15 protein-coding genes and 1 pseudogene are annotated in these 19,903 nt (G+C 69.4%); 6 read left to right on the forward strand and 10 right to left on the reverse strand.

Annotated features, from left to right (window positions below; all coding sequences use genetic code 11):
• Positions 1-52 precede the first annotated feature (52 nt).
• The gene (locus ACWDX9_RS36075; protein ID WP_449962101.1) at positions 53-1,966 is read right to left on the reverse strand and encodes a nitrate- and nitrite sensing domain-containing protein; all 1,914 of its coding nucleotides are present in this window, start codon (positions 1,964-1,966) and stop codon (positions 53-55) included.
• A 656-nt stretch (positions 1,967-2,622) separates the two neighbouring features.
• Here ACWDX9_RS36075 and ACWDX9_RS36080 point away from each other — a divergent pair.
• Positions 2,623-3,504: a terpene synthase family protein gene (locus ACWDX9_RS36080; protein WP_449962104.1), complete on the forward strand. Its 882-nt coding sequence runs from the start codon at positions 2,623-2,625 to the stop codon at positions 3,502-3,504.
• Between the two features lie 77 nt (positions 3,505-3,581).
• Here ACWDX9_RS36080 and ACWDX9_RS36085 read toward each other — a convergent pair whose 3' ends face one another.
• Both ACWDX9_RS36085 and ACWDX9_RS36090 read right to left on the reverse strand, forming a co-directional pair.
• Entirely contained in the window at positions 3,582-5,105 is a 1,524-nt protein-coding gene (locus ACWDX9_RS36085; protein WP_449962107.1) for a prenyltransferase/squalene oxidase repeat-containing protein, read from the reverse strand.
• Between the two features lie 11 nt (positions 5,106-5,116).
• Positions 5,117-6,478 (reverse strand): cytochrome P450, encoded by a 1,362-nt coding sequence (locus ACWDX9_RS36090; protein ID WP_449962109.1) that lies wholly within the window; start codon positions 6,476-6,478, stop codon positions 5,117-5,119.
• A gap of 297 nt (positions 6,479-6,775) precedes the next feature.
• On the opposite strand from ACWDX9_RS36090, the gene ACWDX9_RS36095 reads away from it, so the two are divergent.
• Positions 6,776-7,786 (forward strand): polyprenyl synthetase family protein, encoded by a 1,011-nt coding sequence (locus tag ACWDX9_RS36095; protein ID WP_449962111.1) that lies wholly within the window; start codon positions 6,776-6,778, stop codon positions 7,784-7,786.
• Between the two features lie 25 nt (positions 7,787-7,811).
• On the opposite strand, the gene ACWDX9_RS36100 is transcribed toward ACWDX9_RS36095, so the two are convergent.
• Positions 7,812-8,741 (reverse strand): aldo/keto reductase, encoded by a 930-nt coding sequence (locus ACWDX9_RS36100; protein WP_449962114.1) that lies wholly within the window; start codon positions 8,739-8,741, stop codon positions 7,812-7,814.
• Between the two features lie 126 nt (positions 8,742-8,867).
• Here ACWDX9_RS36100 and ACWDX9_RS36105 point away from each other — a divergent pair, with 126 nt between their 5' ends.
• Complete coding sequence (locus ACWDX9_RS36105) at positions 8,868-9,413, forward strand: TetR/AcrR family transcriptional regulator (protein WP_350722143.1); 546 nt, start codon at positions 8,868-8,870, stop codon at positions 9,411-9,413.
• Here ACWDX9_RS36105 and ACWDX9_RS36110 read toward each other — a convergent pair.
• From ACWDX9_RS36110 to ACWDX9_RS36125, 4 genes are all read right to left on the reverse strand, one after another.
• On the reverse strand, positions 9,351-10,910 hold the full coding sequence (locus ACWDX9_RS36110; RefSeq protein WP_449962117.1) for a wax ester/triacylglycerol synthase family O-acyltransferase: 1,560 nt from the start codon (positions 10,908-10,910) through the stop codon (positions 9,351-9,353). The two genes, ACWDX9_RS36105 and ACWDX9_RS36110, sit on opposite strands and share 63 nt — an antisense overlap.
• Before the next feature lie 142 nt (positions 10,911-11,052).
• Entirely contained in the window at positions 11,053-12,099 is a 1,047-nt protein-coding gene (locus ACWDX9_RS36115; RefSeq protein WP_449962118.1) for a sulfite oxidase, read from the reverse strand.
• A gap of 556 nt (positions 12,100-12,655) precedes the next feature.
• Complete coding sequence (locus tag ACWDX9_RS36120; protein WP_449962121.1) at positions 12,656-13,765, reverse strand: serine hydrolase domain-containing protein; 1,110 nt, start codon at positions 13,763-13,765, stop codon at positions 12,656-12,658.
• Between the two features lie 308 nt (positions 13,766-14,073).
• The gene (locus tag ACWDX9_RS36125; RefSeq protein WP_449962123.1) at positions 14,074-15,006 is read right to left on the reverse strand and encodes an antibiotic biosynthesis monooxygenase; all 933 of its coding nucleotides are present in this window, start codon (positions 15,004-15,006) and stop codon (positions 14,074-14,076) included.
• Between the two features lie 150 nt (positions 15,007-15,156).
• On the opposite strand from ACWDX9_RS36125, the gene ACWDX9_RS36130 reads away from it, so the two are divergent.
• The 3 genes from ACWDX9_RS36130 to ACWDX9_RS36140 all read left to right on the forward strand — a co-directional run bounded on the left by ACWDX9_RS36130 (position 15,157) and on the right by ACWDX9_RS36140 (position 18,183).
• Entirely contained in the window at positions 15,157-15,723 is a 567-nt protein-coding gene (locus tag ACWDX9_RS36130) for a nucleoside deaminase (RefSeq protein ID WP_449962124.1), read from the forward strand.
• 538 nt (positions 15,724-16,261) lie between these two features.
• A complete protein-coding gene (locus tag ACWDX9_RS36135; RefSeq protein WP_431912678.1) occupies positions 16,262-16,882 on the forward strand; it encodes an L-threonylcarbamoyladenylate synthase in 621 nt (206 codons plus the stop codon).
• A gap of 260 nt (positions 16,883-17,142) precedes the next feature.
• Complete coding sequence (locus tag ACWDX9_RS36140; RefSeq protein WP_449962126.1) at positions 17,143-18,183, forward strand: PP2C family protein-serine/threonine phosphatase; 1,041 nt, start codon at positions 17,143-17,145, stop codon at positions 18,181-18,183.
• Between the two features lie 56 nt (positions 18,184-18,239).
• Here the strand turns inward: ACWDX9_RS36140 and ACWDX9_RS36145 are convergent, their stop codons facing one another.
• Both ACWDX9_RS36145 and ACWDX9_RS36150 read right to left on the reverse strand, forming a co-directional pair.
• A complete protein-coding gene (locus ACWDX9_RS36145; RefSeq protein WP_449962128.1) occupies positions 18,240-19,466 on the reverse strand; it encodes an RNA polymerase sigma factor in 1,227 nt (408 codons plus the stop codon).
• Positions 19,466-19,881, reverse strand: a pseudogene (locus ACWDX9_RS36150) (YciI family protein). Before ACWDX9_RS36150 ends, ACWDX9_RS36145 begins: the two are co-directional and overlap by 1 nt.
• Positions 19,882-19,903: the final 22 nt, after the last annotated feature.

The raw sequence follows: 19,903 nt of genomic DNA on the forward strand, positions 1-19,903 counted from the left end.
TACGAGACGGTGTCCCGCAGCTCGGCCGTGTCCAGCGGCCCCGCCTGCGCCGTCACCGCCGCCCGCCGTCCTGCGGTTCGGGCGTGGGATCGAGCTGTACGAGCTCCTGCGGCAGCAGGACCACGACCGTCGTCCCGCCGTACGGCGACGCCTTGAGCACCACCTGGATCTCGTGGCGCCTGGCCAGCTGGCTGACCACGTACAGGCCCAGCCGGGCGGTGCCGGTGATGCGGAACTCGGGCGGGTCCGCGATGCGCTCGTTCGCGGAGTCCAGGTCCTCGGGCTTCATGCCCAGGCCCCGGTCCTCGATCTCGATCACGTACCCGTTGGCCACGAGCTGGCCGCTGACCTGCACGTTCGTGTAAGGGGGCGAGAACGACACGGCGTTCTCGATCAGCTCGGCGAGCAGGTGGATGACGTCACCGACGGCGCGGCCGACGAGCACGACGTCGCCCATGGGCATGAGCGTGACGCGGGTGTAGTCCTCGACCTCGGCCAGCGCGCCGCGGACGACGTCGACCATCGGGACCGAGCGGCGCCACGTACGGGCGGGGGCCGAGCCGGACAGGACGATCAGGTTCTCCGCGTTGCGGCGCATGCGGATGGCCAGGTGGTCGAGCCGGAAGAGCTCCTTCAGCTCCTCGGGGTCGGTCTCGCGGCGCTCCATGACGTCGAGCACGGTGAGCTGCCGGTGGACCAGGCCCTGCGTCCTGCGGGCCAGGCTCAGCAGGATGTCGCGGATGCTGCGGCGCAGCTCGGCCTGCTCGGCGGCGACGCTGATGGCGGTGTGCTGCACGGTGTTGAACGCCTGGCCCACCTGGCCGATCTCGTCGTCGCCGAAGTCCAGCGCGGGCACCTCCTTGGCCAGGTCGACGTCCTCGCCGCGGCCGATGCGCTCGACGACGCCGGGCAGCCGGTCGTCGGAGAGTTCGTGCGCGGCGTCGCGCAGCTTCTGCAGCTGGGAGAGCAGGTCGCGGGCCGTGGTGATGGACAGGATGATCGAGGCGATGACGGCGATGAGCCCGAGCCCACCGGCCAGGACCAGCCGGACGATCACGTTGACGGCGACGGGCACGATCCGGTCCACCATGCGGTCGCCCGCGCCGAGCACCATGCCGTTGAAGTCGGTCAGGAAGCGTTCGGTCGCCGACTTCCACTCGTCACCGGTGAACGGCAGGTTCAGGGCGGCCGGGTCATGCTCCATGACCTGCGTTTCCATGGTCTGGAGCTGGACGAACGGCCGACTCTTGGCCAGCCTGTCGTAGGCGGCCCTTTCGGAGTCGGGCAGTTCGGATGCGGCCTGTTCGGCGACGATTCGCCAGGCGCCCACGGCCTGGCTGAACTGTGCCTGGTCGGCGGGAGTCAGCCGCCCCTCGGCGAGCGCGCCGGCAAGCAGCGCGTCCTCCCGGGTGAGGAGCTCACTGGCGCGGCTCAGAGTGATGAGGGTGCGGACGTCTTTGGCGACCTCCTTGTCGTCGAGCGTCGCCATCGACCCGTAGAGACGGTCGATGGGGTCGATGACGTCGTTGTACTCGGTCATCACCTGTACGCGGCTGAGCTTGCCGGCGTCGATGGCCTTGCGTATCTCCTTGACCGATTCGAGCTGCTTGAGCAGGTCGGCGAGCCGCTTCTCGCCCTGATCGTCCAATGCCCAGCTGACCAGCCCGGCGCTGACCGACTCCTGGAAAGCGGCGATGACGCGGTCGTTCTGCTTACGCTGTGTTTCGAGCTCTTTGCGGGTTTGGGGGGTCTTCTCGCTCAGCCTCACGACCGAAAGCCGGCGCTCTTTTTGCAGGCCGAAGAGCACCGGATCGCTGGGGGTCGCAATAGCGGAGTCGAGTTGGGAGACCCACAGGAGGTTGACCCCCTCACGGAGGGTGACCCACGCAGCGAAGACCCACAAGGCCGCCAGGGAGAGCAGCAGAGCCGTGATCTTGGTCCGCAGCCCCGTCTTGCGGAAGCGCATTATCATACCCACCCTGTGCAAGTCATATCTGGTCTGCCGGACACCTTACGTGCGGCGAGGTTACATACAGTATCGATCAAGGAACTCTAGCGCACTCGCAAACCGCCTCTCAAGAAACATTAATCACAGATGTCAGGTTCTGACAGCCTATTAGTCAACTTTTCACCCAAAGATGTCTAGTGTCGGTATGCACCGCAAGTGACCAGCCCTGCCTCCAGTCATTTCGGCATTCGTAACAACCTCGCAGACCGCCTTCTTGAACAATCGCACCAGCTGACGGGCGTGCCACAGCAGGACCGCGGCGACGTCCTGGGGGTCGCACTCGACTCCGTCCCTGACGCGTCACGGCTTCTGCGCCCCTACGCCTCCGCGGCGAGGGCAAGACCGATGACCGCGACGCCGCCGTCATCGCCGACCAAGCCCGGCTGCGCCGTGCGTCCGCAAGGGCGCCGCCACCCTGGCCGCACGAGCCGTCGAGACCTGGACCACCACGCTGCCCGGCGAGCTCGGCCCCCGCTCGCCGGGTCGGAGTGTGCCGTGGGCGCCGCCCGCGTTGTGTCATCTCAGTCGCGGTGTGATCATTGACCGATTCCGAACAATGCACAGTTTCCAACCCTGGTATCCCTTTTGGCTGGGAGTACCTGACAGGAGCCGTCATGAGCCCCTCGCCGTCCCTCCCTGACGAGCTTTCGTCCGATGCGCTGTCCGCCCGCGCGGCGGAATGTGCCCGTGACCTTCGCCGCACTGCCGCGTCCTACCCCGAGCTCTTCGACACCGGTGAGTTCGCCGACACCCCTGGCCAGATCGCGAACATGATGGTCTATGGCACCCCGCGCCATGCTCCGGGCGTGTTGCGGACTCCCTCCCGACTGGCGTTGTGGATTTTCCCGCTCGACGCGGCCATCGACCGTGATGCGACACAGCGATCCCAGGTACGGGCCATCGTCGAGGAATGCAAGGACGTCATCGCCGGCGACGACCCGCGTACGCCCCTGGCCCGGCTACTCGCTCACATCCGCGATGACCTGGCTCACGCGCCCGCGTTCGGTCATCTGGGACCGGTGTGGCGCGCCGAGTTGGCCGCGATGCTCGATGCGATGGCGCGGGAATGGGATTGGAAGATCGCGGCCCGGCAGACCGCCGTCGCACCCACCGTGCAGGAGTATCTGGGTAATGCGGCGAACTTCGGCTCCACCTGTGTCGGAGTCTCCCGTTTGATCAGCACCGACGAACCCGAAGCCACTCGCGAGCACCTGCCGGCGATCATCGACGCCGCCAACGCGACTCAACGGGTCATGCGTCTGGTCAACGACCTGCGCACCTTCAAACGCGACCGCCAATGGGCGGACCTGAACGCACAGATGCTCGGGCTCGACGAGCACGCTCTGCGGGAACTGATCAACGAAGAACGCAAGGCATGTGACCCGGCGCTGGACCGGCTCGCGCAGTCCTGTCCGGGCGTGGCAGAAGATCTCCGCCGGCAGATGATGATCACCTGGGGCTTTTACTTCGACGGCGGTGATTTCTGGACCGTCTGAGCCGGAGCGGTCGCTGGACCGGATGAGGAGGACGTACGGCCGGTGCCTGGCCGGGCTGGTCAGAGGGCTCATCGGAGCTAGACCGCCTGTGCCCCGGCCTGCCGGCTGAGGTGCGACGACGCGATCACCGCGGCGCGGGTCACGGCGCGGGGAACGTACAGGTCCTTGTCGTGCCAGAGCGGGGGGTGGTCGCAGCCGGTCGAACGTGACAGGTACTCGTGACCCCGATCCGCCGCACGGATGTGCCGCGGATCCGTACGTCCTCGGGTCAGCAGCAGGATCTGCATCGCGTACGCGGTCTCCTCCGCCGTGCCCTCCCAGCGGCCCCAGGAGCCGTCCGGCCGCTGAGTCGCCAGCGTCCACTCGGCGGCCGCGCGCACCGCCTCCTGCGAGACCTCTCCGCCGAAGGCGTCGAGCGCCAGCGCGCAGCTGACGGTGGCGTAGTACGGCGACGCGTGCCACCGGTCCGTCCAGTTCCCGTCGGGACCCTGACAATCCCGGATCCAGGCGGCCAGCTCGGCGATGGTCTCGTCGTAGCGTGGTGCGGCGGCGGGCCTGCGGCGGACGTACTCGCCGAAGGCGTCCAGCACGTGCGCGTTGACGCTGACCGAGACGCCCTGCTCGCCGGGCCAGGTGGAGAAGTGGGTGCCGGAGCGGAACCCCCACAGGCTGTCCGGTTCGTGCGGCGCGCCGAGCAGCGCCAGGGCGTACAGCGCCACGGACGTCGTGTCGGCGTCGGCGGGCAGCCCGGATCCCGCGGGTGTGCCGGCCGGACCTATGGCCGCTCTGATGTCGGCCACCATCTCCGGCGGCACCTCGACGGGCACGCCCGCCCGGAGCAGCCAGCTCAGCACCCAGCCTCGCTCGAACACGGTGATGGGCAGCCCGACGGGCACCGGGCCCCCGTACAACCGGACCACCGCCTCCAGATGTCCGCGGGCCGGCTCGTGCGCGTCGGGTCCCCCGCCCTCTCCCAGCCAGGCGGCGGTCGCCGCGGGTGAGGCGCCGACGCTGCCGATGGGCGTGGGCCGGATGCCGGGCGCTCCGGCGGCCTCGTCGGCCGCGATCTCCAGGGCGTGGAGCAGCTTCTGCGGCACCTCCATGCCGGACTTGACCCAGGATCTGACGGCGTGGAGCGTGTCGTAGCTCATGGCCTCGGGCAACGGAATCGGCGCCCGGCCCGGTAAGCCCTCGACGTGCTGGTTGATGCGGGCGACGAGGGAGGGGACTATGTGCTCGATCGCCGGCATGTCGGGGAGCTCGAGCGGGCCGCTCAGCCAGGTGGCGAGCACCCGCAGGCCACGGTCCGCCGCACCCGCCAGGCGCTCGCGGTCCGTGTCCAGGTCCCCGCGCGTCAAAGCGGAGAGGATCCCCTCGGTGGCGCTCAAGGTCGGCACCACGCCGTACCCGTCGGGTGCGCCCCAGGCGCCGTCCTGCCGCTGGGTGTCGATCAGGTACTCGATGCGTTCCAGGTGGCCGGTCAGCCAGGGGGCGAGCGAGACCAGCCGGCCGGTTTCGTAGACCGAGGGCGAAACCTGCCCCCACGGCCTGAGCATGAGGCTCTGGACGAGTTCTTCCGCTGCCGCGGTGCTGTCCGCCATTTCGCCGATGCTCACGCCGCACGATTCCGTTCGACCGGGTGCAACTGGAGGAAGAGCTTCTCCTTGGGCCGCAAGGTGGCTCCCCCCACCAAGGGCGTCAGCTTCTGCGGGTAGGGCAGCGCCGGCCGGTACCTGGTGAACAGGTTGGCGATCAACAGAGATGCCTCGATATAGAACAGGTGCTGGCCGAGGCAGACGTGCGGGCCCGCGCCGAAGGGGATGAACGAGTAGCGGTGCCGGCGTTCGGACTTCTCGTTGTCCCAGCGCTCGGGGTCGAACTCCGTCGGCCGGGGCCAGAACTCCTCCAGCCGGTGGGTGGCGTAGGGGCTGACCAGCACTTGCGAGCCGGCCTTGATCCGGACGCCGCCGATCTCCGTGTCCGCCACGGTCTGGCGTGGGACGACCCAGGCGCTCGGGTAGACCCGCACGAGCTCCTGCAGGACCATGCGGAGATACGGCATCTCGGCGACGTGCGACGGCCGCACCGGGCCGCCGCCTATCACACGGTCGATCTCCTCCTGCAGCCGGGCGTTCACGTCCGGGTGGTCGTCCAGCACGGCCCACAGCCACATCAGCGACATCGCCGTGTTCTCCGAAGCGGCGCCGTAGACGTTCACCAGGTCGTCGCGGATCTGCCGCAGGTCGGCCTTGCCCTCCTTCTCGAGCCTGGCCGCGAGCAGCGCCGAGACGACCTCCTTGTTCTTCTTGCCCTCAGTGTCCTCGCGCTGCGCCCGCTCGATGAGGGGGTTGATGATCTCGTGGATCTTCCTCGTGGATCGCAGGAAGGCGCGGTCGCCCGGGACCCTGATCGAGTACGGCGCGGAGGGGAAGAGCATGCGGAAGCCGATCGAGCTGGCGCACGTGGCGAACTCGGGCGCCAGCCGTTCGGCGGTGTCACGGGTGATCCGGCCGCCGAACAGCAGGTTGATGACCGCCTGGTTGACGATCGAGGTCATCTGGTGCTCGACGTCGATCGGGCGGCCCGTCAGCGCGTAGTCGTCGAGCTCGACGATGCGCTCGGCGATGATGTCGGCCATGTCCTCGGCCAGTGCGGCCGTGTAGCGCGCGGTGAAGAGTGGCTGGAGGATCTTCCGGGCGGACGCCCAGGCCTCGCCCTCGCCCATGATGCTCTGACCGATCAGGCGCTGGAGCGGCTGCCAGAACATGCCCGCGCGCACGAAGTTGGTCCAGTCCGTCTTGAACACCTGCTGGACGTGGTCCGGATGCGAAATCAGGTAAGGGCGGAAGGGGCCGAGGTCGAGCCGGACGACCCGCCCGGCGGCGTCGGTGCCCATCCGGGCCAGTTCGGTGACGGGGTTCCTCACCAGCCGGGGGATGGCCCGGTAAAAGGGAACGACTTCGGGTCTGGTCACAGACGTTCCTTGGCGTGCGGCATGGCTGCGCTCCCGGATCTAGGATGCGAACTCTGCAAGGCGGACATTTATCGCTAAAAAAGTGATTTATAATAAACTGTCCGATTTGTCGTTATTTGGGAGGGGGTGGCGGTTTGCCTGTCGAGCGGGGCGGCCTCCATCGCCACGAGTGCTTCCTCCATCGCGTACCGTGTCCGTCTCACGCCGTGGACATTTCCTGACAAATGTCAATCGATGGGTGGAGTATCACATGCTTGTGCATGTAGATTCAAGATCGTACCGGGGTAGGAGCACCGTTTGAATCTCAGCCATCCCTTGGGCGGCGGCGCTGTGGCCCGCTGTCGGGGTCTGCTCGAACCGGCTCTCCGCGAGGCTGTCTCGGTCCTGCACCCGGAGGGCGCCCGGATGGCCGCGTTCGCGCTGGGCTGGTCGGATGCCGACGGGAGGCCCCACCAAGGCGACGGTGGCAAGGGTGTGCGGCCCGCCATCGCGATGCTCAGCGCCGAGGCCGTGGGCGGGACCGCCGAGTCGGCCCTCCCGGCGGCGGTGGCGGTGGAGCTGGTGCACGCCTTCTCGCTGGCGCACGACGACATCATCGACCACGACGAGCGGCGGCGGCACCGGGAGGCGCTCTGGAAGGCGTACGGGGTCGGGCCGGCGCTCCTGACCGGCGACGCCCTCCTGGCCCTGGCGGTCGGCCAGCTCGCCGGACGGCCCGAGGCGATGACGTACCTGTCGACGGCGCTGATCGAGCTCGTCAACGGGCAGACCGCGGACATGGCCTTCGAGAACCGGCCGTGGCGCGGGCCCAAGGCGGTCACGATCGCCGAATACACGGAGATGGTCGCGGGCAAGACAGGCAGCCTGCTGGCCGCCGCCGCGGCGGCGGGGGTGGCCCTGGGCGGCGCCCCCGAGCTGGGCGACCTCATGTGGAAGACCGGGCGGGATCTGGGGGTGGCGTTCCAGATCGTCGACGACATGCTGGGCATCTGGGGCGAGCCACGCGTCACCGGCAAGCCCGTCTACTCCGACCTGCGGCGCGACAAGAAGACGTTTCCCGTCCTCGCGGCCCTCGCCGCCGACCACCCCGCCGCCCGCGAGCTCTCCGACCTCCTCGCGGAGGGGGTCTCGGACGAGGACTCCGTGCACCACGCCGCCCGCCTCGTCGAGGAGGCCGGCGGCCGGGCCGCCGCGCAGGCCCAGGCGGAGCGGTACGTCGCCTCGGCGGTGGCGGTGATGGACGAGCACCTGCCGGACGCCGCCGACCTGCGCGCCCTGTGCGTCTCCCTGGCGGACCGCGCCCGCTGACCGCAGGCACGGCCCGTCCGATGCGTCAGGCTCGGGAGGCCTCGTTCAGGAGGGCGAGCTCCTCCTCCGTCAGGGTCAGCTCCGCGGCCGCCAGCAGCGGCTGGAGCTGCGTCACGTCCCGGGCGCTGGCGATCGGAGCCGTGATCGTCGGCTGGGCGGCGAGCCAGGCCAGTGCCACCGTGGCCGGGGCCACCTCCTGCTCGGTCGCCACCTTGAGCAGCGCCTCCAGCGCCCGGCGCCCGTGCTCCTTCTGCAGGTACTCGGCCGCCAACCCGGCCCGCGGGCTGTCGATCGTCACCCCGGGCGCGTACTTGCCGGTCAGGAAGCCGCGCGCCAGCCCGAAGTACGGCGTGCTGGACAGCCCCTCCCGGGCCACCACGTCCCGCAGCTCGCTCTCGTAGCCGCGCTCGACCAGGTTGTACTGCTGCTGCAGCGCCACATACCGGGTCAGCCCCTCGTCGCTGGAGGTCTTGAGGGCCTCGGCCAGCCGGTCCGCGCCGTAGTTGGACGCGCCGACGTACCGGATCTTGCCCTCGTGGACCAGCGCGTCGAACGTCGCCAGCGACTCCACCAGCGGCGTGTCGTGGTCGTCCACATGCGCCCAGTAGAGGTCGATGTAGTCGGTACGCAGCCGGCGCAGCGAGTCCTCGACCGCCGTCCGGATCGTCGCGGGGGACAGCCCGGTCAGGCCCTCCAGCATGCCGACCTTGGTGGCGAGCACGAGCGAGTCGCGGTTGCGGCGCACGTGCATCCACGCGCCGATGATCATCTCTGACGTGGACTCACCGGTCACCCAGTACGGGTAGACGTCGGCGGTGTCGACGAAGTTGCCGCCGCCCTCGACGTACGCGTCCAGGACGGCGAAGGAGGACTCCTTGTCGGCGGTCCAGCCGAAGACATTCGTACCGAGCGATATCGGGAAAACGGATAGCTCCGTGGTGCCTATCGATCTCATTCCGCCATTATCCGCACCCCCCTTGAGCAGGCTCGATGGCACCCCCTCGATCGGCGCCGGGTGGACACGGGTGTCTCGCTTCCGCGGGATGGCGGGGCGGTCGCGGGTGACGTTATGGTGCGAGCTGTGGTGATCGGTGACGCGCGCACGCGCATCCTGGACGCGGCCGAGGAGCTGTTCGCGGGCGGTGGCTATGAGGCCACCCCGACCGCGGTCATCGCGCGGCTCGCGAAAGTGCCCAAAGGGCTGATCTTCCACTACTTCCCGCGCAAGATCGACGTCCTGGTGGCCCTGGTCGACGAGCGTACGCTGGTCGAGGAGGGGCGAGAGGTCGACGCCGTGCCGGGCGATCCGGCGCGGACCCTGTCCAAGCTCGCCCGCGGCCTGCCCCTGCGGGCCTCGCCGGCGATGCGGCGCATCCTGTTCAGGGAGGCCGACACGCACGGCTCGGTCAAGGAACGGCTCGGGCGGCTGAACGGCGAGCTGATCAGGCGCTCCAGGTTCGCGCTGGAGCTGGCGCTGCCCGGGGCGCGCGGGGACCTGGCCCGGCTGGAGGTGGCGGCGGCCACGTTCGCCGCCGTCCTGCTCTACCAGGAGAATCTCTGCCAGCTAACGGGCCACCAGATCGATCCCGACGCCGTCGCGGAACTCATCGCCCACTCGCTCGTCTAGCAACTCGTCCAGCGCCGTGCGCAGGTGGCCGAGCATGCCCCACACGTCGTCCATCCGCTCGGGGCAGGCCACGATGCCGAAGTCGAGCATGCCGTCGTACGAGAAACAGGTGATGTTGAGGCCGCCGCTCACGTCTGTCAGCACGGACAGCGGGTAGTACGACAGCACCCGCCCGCCGCACAGATACAGCGGGAACTGCGGGCCCGGCACGTTGCTGATGATGAGGTTGACGGGCGGGAACGCCATGCCCGCCAGCCGGAAGATCGCCGGGGTGGCCAGGCTGGTGAGCGGGGCGGGCAGCACCGAGCACAGCTCGCTCAGCCAGGTCGCCGGGGCCAGCGCGAAACGCCGCTTGGCCCGGCCCATGACGGAGCCGACGGCCTGCAGCCGCTCCTTGGGGTCGGGGACGTTCGTGGGCATGGGGGCGACCATGGCGGAGATCTGGTTGCCGACCAGGTCCTTGGCCCCGGCCGTACGGATCGCCACGGGGACGGCGACGATCAGCGGCGCCTCCGGCAGCGCGTCGCGCTCGCGCAGCCATGACCGCAGGGCCGAGGTGCACAGGCTCATGACGATGTCGTTGACGCTCATGCCGTGGGCCTTGGCGACGTTCTTGACGTCTTTGAGCGACAGCGAGCCGAACGAGAGGTGGCGGCGGGCGCTGATCGGGCCGTTGAACGGCGTGCGGGGGACGGCGAGGCTGGGCAGCTCGGGGCGGTCGTGCCGGTCGCCGGAGACCAGCCGCGCGGCCTTGGCGATCAGCTTCGCGCCCGGGATGCCCGCCGCCAGCGGGATGGCGTCGAGGTCCTCGGCCGCCCTGACGACCGACTGGACGGCCCGCACGGGGTGGGTCGCCGTCCGCATGGCCGCCCCGGCCAGCATCGCGGCCAGCCCTGGGACGCCCTCCGAGGCGCGGGTGTCGTTCGCGACCTGGACGGGGACGGGGGCGGGCGTCGGGCGGGGGCCGGGGCGGCGGAGGCGGTCGGCGCTCGCGGTCGGGATGTCGCGCCTCTTGAGGTGACCGTCCGGGGTGAGATCGAGCAGGGTGGCGAGCGTCTCCGCGCCCGAGACGCCGTCGATGGCGGCGTGGTGGACCTTGGTGTAGACGGCCACCCGGCCGTCCACCAGCCCGTTGATCAGGTGCATCTCCCAGAGCGGGTGCGCCCGGTCCAGCCGCCGCGCGTGGATCTCCGCCACCGCGTCCGCGAGCTGCCAGTCGTCCCCCGGAGCGGGCAGCGTCAGCTCGAACAGGTGGTTGCCGAGGTCGAACGCGGGGTCCTCCGCCCAGTACGGATGGTCCAGCCCGAGCGGCACCGCGGCGAGCCGGAGGCTGAGGGCGGGCGACAGGTGCAGGCGTTCGAGGAGGAGCTCGGCCAGCGCGGCCCTGTTGACCGCGCCGTCGGCCGGGTCGAGGATCGCCAGCCCGGCCACGTGAGCGGCGGTGGTCGCGGTCTCGACATTGAGGAACTGGGCGTCGAGTGCGGTCAGCTGGCGCATCTGCTCTCCTTTTCCCGTGATCTGTGCAGCGTCGCACGATGGGATTTCTGGAAGGTTTCCGCGCGAGTCTTTCAGATGAATTCAGGTGCGCCGTACCAGCTTTTAGCGAATGTCCAGCTCAGCCTCGGTCGGTGACAATTACCTATCCATTGACCACGTCGACGGGGTGCCGTACGACCGCGTCGAAGTGGTACCCGAACGGATGACGCGGCGTGACCAGGGGTTGGGTGGCCCCGGCTTCGTCGGTGGCGCGCGCCATGAGCACGTGCGCCCCCGTGCGCCGGGGGGCCCATGAAATGTGCCATGGCAGCCAGGCGCTGACCAGGTGCTGTCCGTGGTGGTCGGCCGCCCGCCAGCTCAGCCCGGCGTCGAAGCTGACCTCCACCCGGACGATCCTGCCCTGCCCCGACCATGACCGTCCGCGCACGATGTGCGGGCCGGAGCGGGGCAGGCGCGCATTCCAGGCGAGTTCGAACGCGCTCTTCACCGGCTGCGTCGTGACGTCCGGGTAAAAGACCGTGTTCCATGGCGTGAAGAGCTCTTTCGTTGAAACTTCTATTTCACCCAGCCATTTGATCGACGCTATTCCCACCCATCCCGGCACCACCAGTCGCACCGGAAATCCGTGGTCGGGCGGCAGGCGCTCGCCGTTCATTTCATAGGCGACGAGGACGTCGTCCATGGCCTTGTCGATCGGCAGCGGCCGGCGTACGTGCCCGTACCCCTCGAACGGCGCGTCCAGTCCCGTGGGCAGCACGTCGACGGCGCTCGGCAGCACCCCGGCCTGCTTGAGCACGTACTTCAGCGGCACCCCGCGCCACCGCGCGACGCCGATCGCCCCGAGCCCCCACTGCGTGCCGGGCGCGGCCTCGTGCTGCTGCGTGCCGTAGAAGCGCCGCCCGTTCCCGGCGCACTCGATCGCCACGTCGAGCGTTCGGGACGGCATGGCCCGCAGCTCGTCGTAGCCGAACTCGCGCGGACATCGAACGCCCGCCCCGTGCACCAGGAGGCGCCAGGTGGTGACGTCGATGGTCGGCGTGGCGGTGTGGTTGCGCACGAAGAAGCGGTCGTTCGGAGTGTGGTAGCCCTGCCCCGACATGGCCTCCCACCGCATCTCCGCGCTCGCGCCGTGCACCCTGAACAGATGGTCGGGCAGCGGCTTCACGATCGTCGCCAGTGCTTGCTTCATGGACACCGCCTCCGTAAGAGCTATTTCCTACCTGTAAACCATTTAATCCCTTCCGGCTGTCCTGTGGCGCCCATCGTTGCCGAATTCTGTCCGACCGGTACGGGAACGTTCCACACCTCCACCCCGCCCCTTACCCTCACCCGCTGCTCCCACAACGAGCCCCGACACCCGCTCCCACCAGCCCACACACCCGCCCGTTCACGCTCGTCCGCTCGCACGCGTCCGCTTCGCACGCGCCCGCTCGGATCCGGCCGCTCCACATCCGCCCGGCTCCCGTCCGGCTGTCCCGCACCCGCCGTCCCGCACCCGCCGTCCGGCGTCCGGCCGCGCCGCTGGGCCGGAGGTGGCGACGTGCGAGAGGCGGGGCGGCCGGCGGGTGTCGCAGGGGTGCGGGCTGGCTGCGCTCTTCAGCCGGGAAGTTGCGCCTCCTCGTCGGCTGGATCGGGCTTCGGTGGATCGGGCTCGGCTGGATCGGGCTCGGTATCGCGTGGAACGGCCCGCGCCGACGGGCCTCGGCTTTCGCGGGGGAACCTGGGCGGCAGGCAGGCGGTTCGTCCTACTTACCGGGGCAGAGGACGGCCTTCGCCGTCTGGTTGATGGCTCGGCCGATGGCGGCCGGGTCCTGGGTGTTCGTCGTGGTGGACGTCGCGAACTGGATGCGGCCGTCAGGGGAGCTGAAGGTGACGGAGGTGAAGCTGGCGGTGCCGCCCGCGACGACCCGCAGCTCTGGCTCGCCTCCGCACAGGGGCGGCTGGGAAGGGGCGTTCTCCGGCGGGTCGGTGAGCAGCTTCTGCAGCGCCGGCGGGAGGAGTTTGCCCTGGCCGAAGGCGCGGTAGAAGGCGCTGATGTCGCGCGAGGTGGAGATCACGCCTCCGGAGCCGTTCCCGTAGCTGGCGTTGAGCCGGTCCATGTCGTGCACCTGGCCTTGGTCGTCGGTGCTGTAGCCGTGCCCGTGCGGGCCCTCGATGCCCTGCGGCGGTTTGACCGCCAGGTACGTGCGGCTCATCCCGAGAGGGACGAAGAGCCGGCGGGCGAACTCGGAGGCCAGCGAGCGGCCGGCCACCTTCTCGATGATCATGCCGAGCAGCGTGTAGTTGCTGTTGGAGTAGGAGAACTTCTCGCCCGGCTCTCCGGTACGCGGCTGGTTGCGTGACTTCTTCACCAGGTCGATCGGCGGGTAATAGGTGGTGAAGTCGTATATGTCGACCAGACCGGGAGCGAACCAGTTCGGGATGCCGGACGTGTGCCGGATGAGCTGCCGTACCGTGATTTCGTCGGCCCGCTCCACGATGTCCTGGCTCGCCACCTCCGGCAGGAGATCGCTCAGCTTGTCGTCCAGCCCCAGCTTGCCCTCCTTGACCAGCTGGAGCGCTACCGCCCCCGTCAGCAGCTTGGTCTGCGACCCGATCCGGTAGCGGGAACCGGCGGGGATGCGCCCGCCCTTGCCGTTGAGCAGCCGCGAACCCGCCGAGCCCTGGCCGACGCGCTTCCCGTCCACGTACACCTCCCCGATCGTCCCCACCACCCCGCTGGTCCGGGCGAGTGCGTCCAGGGCCTGCTGCACATTGGCCACCTCGGGGGTGGCGGCGGTCGCGGGCGTGGCGGCGGCCAGCGTCAGCATCGCGCAGGCCAGACCGGCGAGGCGTGCCGTAATGGCGTGACTCATGGTGATGATCCCTTCGTGATGTGCGGGATCCTTTGTAGGGCGGGGGGTGTTTCCTGACCGTTTCCGCCGGGGGAGGGTGAGGGGTCATGGCCGGTACATGGTGGTGTGTCGTGGGTCGGCGCTGCCGGCTGGCCTTCCCGCTCGACCTCGGGGTTGAGGAACCCACGGACAGCCGTTGGCGCCGGAGTCGCTACGCCGCCGGGGAACACGGAACATCACCATGCCGTAGCCGGCCTCGCCTCGCCTGACGAGCGGGCCCTCGAGGTCGCGGCCCAGCTCCATGTCGGACATCCCGCCTGCCACGGCCGCTAACGGGTGATCACGGCGAAGGCGGCGACGCACAGCGCGTAGCACAGCACGATCACGAGCGCTCCGGCGGCGTCGGCGAGGAACGAGCGGGGCACGCCGGGGCGCAGCCATGCCGCGAAGGCCCTGTTGACGAGCGGCATCAGGACCCAGGTGAGGATGGCGACGCTCAGCACGTTGCCGATGAACAGGACGAGGTAGGAGGGCAGGCGCGCGCCGGTCAGCACCCGGCTCACCGTCAGGTTCAGCGCCATCACGGTCGGATAGAGGGCCAGCAGCACGCACATGGCCTGCTTCCAGTTGGGCGGAGCGCCCTCCCCGGCAGCTCCGCCGCCGAACCGGAACCAGCCGCCGAACGCCGACTTGACGGTGCGCACGTCGAAGTCGACGACGCAGTCGCGACCTTCGTCCAGGAGCTTTCTGCGGGTGTCGGACGCGAGCCAGTTCTCAAGGTGTTCGCGGGTGTCGAACCGGGTCATGACCACCCAGTGCGGCTGTACGCCCGGCACGGGCGCGAACGCCTCGAATCCGAGGAAGCCGGGAAACCTCTCCTCTGCCTTGTGGACCCTGTCCTGCCAGCGCGTGTAGTCGCCCTCGCGGCCCGGCCGCACGTCGTGGGAGATCACCGCCGTGACCGCTTCGCTTTCGGGTGTCCTTCCCGCGAGGACCTCCATCGCCGGCGGCTCCTCCAGCAGCGGCCGGACCTCGTCGAGCAGAGCCCTGCGCGACTCCGAATTCAGCCACCCGGTCAGCCGGGCGATATCCGAGAAACGAAAAACGGACACCCAGGAGGGCTGCTCGCCGGGAATCGGCGGATAAGCTTCCGCCCCCTCGAAACCGGCAAATGAGCGCATGCTCTCATTTGTTTTCTGCTGCCAGCGGCGATAATCATCCTCGCGGCCTTCGCGAACCTTTGACGAAATGACTACGGTCACGCCGCGATCCGAGGCCCCACGGTTCGAACCAGGCTTCACCTGGGCAAGTATAGTCCACGGTCGCCCGGATAAGCATGGCGGCAATGACTCGCGCACGGCAGTCGATCATGACGAAACTTCAGCCGTAATTTACCTGCCGGAGGTTATGAGATGGGACCGAAGGAATTCATGGCCGAAGCCGTGCGACTCGCCACGGAGTCCGTTGTGAACGGCTGGGGCGGCCCGTTCGGCGCGGTCATCACCAAGGACGGGGAGATTCTCGCCCGCGGGCAGAACCGCGTCCTGCTCACCGGCGACCCGACCGCGCACGGCGAGATCGAGGCCATCCGCAAGGCCATCCAGATCCTGAACCCGGAGGCGCCCTCCATTGCGGAGGACCGCCTGAACGCCTCGACGCTCGAACTCGTGCCGCGCCCGGAAGGATCGCCCGACCTCCTGCCCGAGCGGGCCCGGATGCTCATGGGATACTCCCTCTACTCGAGCGGGGCTCCGTGCCCGATGTGCATGAGCGCCATCTACTGGTCGCGGATCGACGCGGTCCACTTCAGCTCCGACCTCGAGGCGACGAGGAAGATCGGTTTCGACGACGCCTTCCAGTACGAGGACTTCCAGCGGCCCCTCGACCAGCGCAAGATCCGGATCGAGCAGATCTATCCCGAGCTCGGCGCCCAGGCCTACGCCGCCTGGGCGAACAAGCCGGACCACCACCCGTACTGATCCGACAGACGCCCAGGCGGGCTCGTCCAGGCGTGCGAGCGCGGCGGTGGCGCGCTCGCGGAACTCGGCGACGAGGACCTCGCGGACCAGGTTACGGGCCGTCGCGCAGGGCGTGGGTGCGTGGCCGCCGGGCTGGGAGCCCCATCTCCCCCGAGATGAAACGACGGCCTATCCGTGACCGTCGGCCTCCATGGACGCCAAGATCGCTGCATAGGTCGCTCCCATGCCGGACGCTCACCGGGCCGAGCCGAGCGTCCCATGCCGGACGCTCACCGGGCCGAGCCGGGCGTCCCATGCCGGACGCTCACCGGGCCGAGCCGAGCGTCCCATGCCGGACGCTCACCGGGCCGAGCCGAGCGTCTGGCCAAGCCAGCCGCTCCCCAGCATGAGATGAGCCTCGTACCCCTCATCCCGACCCATGGAACCGGGGGACTGGCCCTCCTCGCCGACGTCAACCACCTGAATCAGGAGACGCCGCCGGGCGGCGAGACCTGGGGCCGCCTGTCATGCCATGGTGCCGGACCCTAGGATCCGAGGCGTGGCCAGATACTTCGATCTTCATCCGGACAATCCCCAGCCTCGCCTGATCAGTCAGATCGCCGAGATCCTGCGGGCGGACGGGCTCATCGCCTACCCCACCGACTCGTGCTATGCCCTCGGATGCCGACCGGGCAACAAGGAGGGCCTCGACCGGATCAGGGAGATCCGCGGTCTTGGCAGCGACCACCACTTCACCCTGATATGCCGTGACTTCGCCCAATTCGGCCAGTTCGTTCACCTGAGCAATGCGCTGTTCCGTCAGGTCAAGGCGGCGACTCCCGGCGGTTACACGTTCATCCTGCCCGCGACCAAGGAGGTGCCGCGGCGGCTGCTGCATCCCCGGAAGAAGACGGTCGGCGTCCGCATCCCTGATCACGTCGTCACCCAGGCGCTGCTGGCCGAGCTCGGCGAGCCGCTGGTGTCCAGCACCCTGCTCCTGCCCGACGAGACCGAACCTTCGACGCAGGGCTGGGAGATCAAGGAGCGGCTCGACCACGTGGTGGACGCGGTCATCGACTCCGGCGAATGCGGCGCCACTCCGACGACCGTCATCGACTTCTCGCAGGAGGAACCCGAGATTCTCCGCCGGGGCACGGGAGACACGTCCCTGTTCGAATAGGCGACGACCGCGATCTCCAGGCCGGGTTCGATGCCTGAGGGGACGGCTCCCAGGACACCCTGGGAGTGTCGCCTCGACAGGCGATTCGACATTCACTAGAAAAGGATCAGATCCGGCACCTGTGGGAATGGCTCCGTGCAAGGACCACCAGAGGACGTCATACGGTCTTCCCCCACAGGTCGATCGGCTGCGGGATCGGGGCGCGGATGAACCCACTCTCCACGAGGTTGCCCCGGTGCGTCTCCTTCCTACCGGCCGCCATGATCGTCATCGGCGCCGTCTTCAACCTGCTGTCCCCGCGCTACTACTGGGGCGACTATCTGCTGGGCGCCGCGGTCGTGGTGGCAGGGGCGCTGCTGTCGCGACGGCACACGATCGCGGTCGCGGCGGCCATTGTTCTGGTCCAGCTGGTGTTGTTGATCAAGGATGGCTACTTCGGTCATGCCATCGGCACACTCTCCTTGATCAGCGCGGTGTTCACCGCGCTCGTGGGCCTCGGGGTGAACCGCGTGGTCGCGGGCCACAGCCGCCGGCTGCAGGTGGTGCGTTCCGTCGCCGCGGCCGTCCAGCGCGCCGTGCTGCCCGCACCACCGGCACGGGTAGGCCCGCTGGCCATCGCCGCGGTCTACAAGGCCGCGCAGATCGAGGCCTTGATCGGCGGAGACGCCTACGCCGTCCAGGACACGCCGTACGGCACCAGATTGCTGATCGCGGATGTGCGAGGCAAGGGCCTGGGCGCGGTCGGCACGGTGGCCGTCCTTCTGGGCACGTTCCGAGAGGCGGCAGACCAGGAAGCCGACCTCGTGATGCTGGCCGAGCGCATGGAGCGCGCACTGATCAAAGAAGCCTCCTCGCGCGAGGAAGACGTCCAGATGGAGGGGTTCGTCACCGCGGTACTCGGCGAGATCACCTCGGACGCGGACCGGGTGCGGCTGCTGAACTGCGGCCACCCCTCGCCGTTCCTCCTTCAGGGTGACACGGTGTCCTGCCTGGATCCCGCGGAGCCGAGTCTTCCCCTGGGCATGAGCCCCCTGGGCGTACCGCGGGCACGACCCGACCACTGGCCCTTCCCCACCGGGAGCACGCTCCTGCTCGTCACCGATGGGGTGACGGAGGCCCGAGGCCGTTCCGGGACGTTCTACGACCCGGTGAGCCGACTCGCCGGCCGGGGCCCGTTCCGGCAGCCGGAGGAGGTGGTCGAGGTGCTGGTACGAGATGTCGAGCGCTGGATCGGCGGTCCGCGCGATGACGACATGGCGATTCTGGCGCTCACCCGGCGTGCTGGTGAACCGGCCCCGTGAATCCGCTCACCACGCAACGACAAGGCGCGGCATCAGTACAGTACGACCTGGAGAAGTCAGCCCAGCGTGGCCGCCTTGCGCAGCAGCACGGAGCGTTCGCGCTGGTTGGCGCACAGCCGGGCCGCCAGCTCCAGCTCGGCGCGCGCTTCCGGTCGCCGTCCGAGCCGGGCCAGCAGCTCACCGCGTACGGTCGGGACCAGATGCGAACCGGGGAGCCGGTCCAAGGCGATCAGCTCGTCCACGATGGCCAGGGCTTGCGCCGGGCCCGAGGCCATGGCGACGGCGACGGCCCGGTTGAGCTCGACCACCGGCGAGGGTGCGACCCGGCCGAGCGCCTCGTAGAGCACCACGATCCGGTCCCAGTCGGTCGCCTCGACCGAGGGCGCCGACGCGTGGGTGGCGGCGATCGCGGCCTGCAGGCCGTAGGGGCCGAGGCCGTGAGTCGATGCCTTGGCCAGCGCGGCCAGCCCACGGCGGATGGCCGAGAAGTCCCACAGCCGCCGGTCCTGCTCGTCAAGCAGGATCGGCGAACCGTCCGGGGCGGTCCGGGCCGGGAAACGCGCGGCCGTCAACTCGCACAACGCCAGCAGGCCGTGCACCTCCGGCTCGTCCGGCTGCAGCGCGGCCAGCGTGCGGGCCAGCCGGATCGCCTCGTACGCGACGTCTGGGCGCAGCAGCCGGTCGCCCGACGTGGCCGTCGACCCCTCGGTGAAGATCACGTAGAGGACGCTGAGCACGCCGCCCAGCCGCTCCCGGCGCTCGGCGGCCGGCGGCAGCTCGAACGGCACCCCGGCCGCCGCGATCGTCTTCTTGCCCCGGGTGATGCGGGCCTGCACGGTCGGCACGGGTACGAGGAACGCGCGGGCGATCTCCTCGCTGGACAGGCCGCCGACCACGCGCAAGGTCAGGGCCACCCGGGCCTCGGGGGAGAGCACCGGGTGGCAGCTGACGAACATCAGCGCCAGCACGTCGTCATCGATCTTGTCGGGATCGATTTCTTCGTCAACCGCCGAGCCGACCGCCAAGTCGGCCGCCAGCAGGGCGTATCGGTCCTGGAGGGCGGTCCGGCGGCGGATCGCGTCGATCGCCCGCCGCCGGGCCGTGGCCATCAGCCAGCCGGCCGGATTCGCCGGAGAGTCGAGCGGCCACGACACCAGCGCCTCGGCCACCGCCTCCTGGGCCGCGTCCTCGGCCAGCCCGAAATCGCCGGTGAACCGGGTCAGCGCGGCGACGATCCGCGCCGACTCGATCCGCCAGACGGCCTCGACATCGGCCGTACCCATCAGATCTGCCCGTCGCTCTCGCGCCCGGCCCAGTCCTTGATGATCACTCGCCGACCTGCGGGACCTCGTCGCTCCCGGGCACCCGCCGGACCTCGATCTTGGACCCGGGGGCCGCCGGGACCCGCTTGGCCCACTCGACCGCCTCCTGCTTCGAGGCGACGTCGAGCAGGAAGAAGCCCCCGAACAGCTCCTTGGTCTCGCCGTACGGCCCGTCCGTGACCACCGGGGCCTCGCCGCTGAAGTCGACCACGACGCCCTGGCCCGGATCGTCCAGCCCTTCCGCCGCGAGGAGAACGCCGGCCTTGACCATCTCCTCGATGAACTGGCGGGTCGTGGCCATCATCTCGTCGATGTTGGCCATCATGGCCGCGTTCGACTCGTCGGTGCCCCGCATGATCAGCAGGTACTTCGGCATCGCGTTCTCCTCGTCCGGCGGA

It is taken from the genome of Nonomuraea sp. NPDC003201 (genome assembly GCF_053590415.1).

Coding starts and splice junctions, on each gene's coding strand:
- ACWDX9_RS36085 (WP_449962107.1), bottom strand. CDS start 5,105: ATGGCGGACAGCACCGCGGCAGCGGAAGAACTCGTCCAGAGCCTCATG.
- ACWDX9_RS36130 (WP_449962124.1), top strand. CDS start 15,157: ATGGGACCGAAGGAATTCATGGCCGAAGCCGTGCGACTCGCCACGGAG.
- ACWDX9_RS36120 (WP_449962121.1), bottom strand. CDS start 13,765: ATGAGTCACGCCATTACGGCACGCCTCGCCGGTCTGGCCTGCGCGATG.
- ACWDX9_RS36115 (WP_449962118.1), bottom strand. CDS start 12,099: ATGAAGCAAGCACTGGCGACGATCGTGAAGCCGCTGCCCGACCATCTG.
- ACWDX9_RS36145 (WP_449962128.1), bottom strand. CDS start 19,466: ATGGGTACGGCCGATGTCGAGGCCGTCTGGCGGATCGAGTCGGCGCGG.
- ACWDX9_RS36110 (WP_449962117.1), bottom strand. CDS start 10,910: ATGCGCCAGCTGACCGCACTCGACGCCCAGTTCCTCAATGTCGAGACC.
- ACWDX9_RS36080 (WP_449962104.1), top strand. CDS start 2,623: ATGAGCCCCTCGCCGTCCCTCCCTGACGAGCTTTCGTCCGATGCGCTG.
- ACWDX9_RS36100 (WP_449962114.1), bottom strand. CDS start 8,741: ATGAGATCGATAGGCACCACGGAGCTATCCGTTTTCCCGATATCGCTC.
- ACWDX9_RS36140 (WP_449962126.1), top strand. CDS start 17,143: ATGATCGTCATCGGCGCCGTCTTCAACCTGCTGTCCCCGCGCTACTAC.
- ACWDX9_RS36075 (WP_449962101.1), bottom strand. CDS start 1,966: ATGCGCTTCCGCAAGACGGGGCTGCGGACCAAGATCACGGCTCTGCTG.